Origin of the sequence: Micromonospora fiedleri, from assembly GCF_016774385.1 — a bacterium.
In the GTDB taxonomy this organism is placed as follows: domain Bacteria; phylum Actinomycetota; class Actinomycetes; order Mycobacteriales; family Micromonosporaceae; genus Micromonospora; species Micromonospora gifhornensis.
The window spans coordinates 1-619 of the sequence record NZ_JAETXL010000030.1; the positions used below are offsets into that span (position 1 = coordinate 1).

The window sequence follows — 619 nt, forward strand, 5'->3', positions numbered from 1 at the left end:
CGGGGGGGCGTGGCGGGGCCCCGAGGGTCGGGTGGGCGGGGGGTGGCGCCTGGGCGTGATGTGAGGGTCGGGGATCTTGGCGCGGCGGGCCCGGCGAGTCACCGAGGAGGCCGGTCGTGTCCAGGCCGGCCTGTTCCTGCTCGGCGGCTGCTGCCGCATGGGGCTGGTCTCGGGGGTGGTGCCGGTGGCGCTGCTGCTGGTGCCGATCTGGCTGATCGGCGGCGTGTGCAACGGCGGCAACAGCGTGTTCAACAACCTGGTGCTGGCGCGGCGGGTACCGGAGGCCGCCCGTGGGCGGGCCTTCGCTGCCATGGGTGCAGCGGTGCAGGGCGCGGCGATGGTCGGCTACCTCATCGGCGGACTGTTGCTGGAGGTGAGCCAATCCCGGCCACTGATCGTCGGCTGCGGGGTGGCCGGGTTGCTGGTGCTGCTCGGCTTCGTCCGCCCGGTCCGGCGCGCGACCCGGACCGACCGGTCCGGCGTCGCTGCGATTGCGGGTTGGGCGGGTGCGGGGCCGGCGGGTGCGGGGTTGGCCACTTCGGTGCCGGTCCGCTGAGCCGGCCAGCGGCGACGGGGATACGGTCGGGGCATGGTCGAGCGCGTCGCCCGCCCCCGGGTC

General features: G+C 75.8%; 1 protein-coding gene. It reads left to right on the forward strand.

What is annotated here, in order from left to right; translation table 11 throughout:
• Positions 1 to 76 precede the first annotated feature (76 nt).
• Complete coding sequence (locus tag JMF97_RS30475) at positions 77 to 556, forward strand: MFS transporter (RefSeq protein ID WP_203224662.1); 480 nt, start codon at positions 77 to 79, stop codon at positions 554 to 556.
• Positions 557 to 619: the final 63 nt, after the last annotated feature.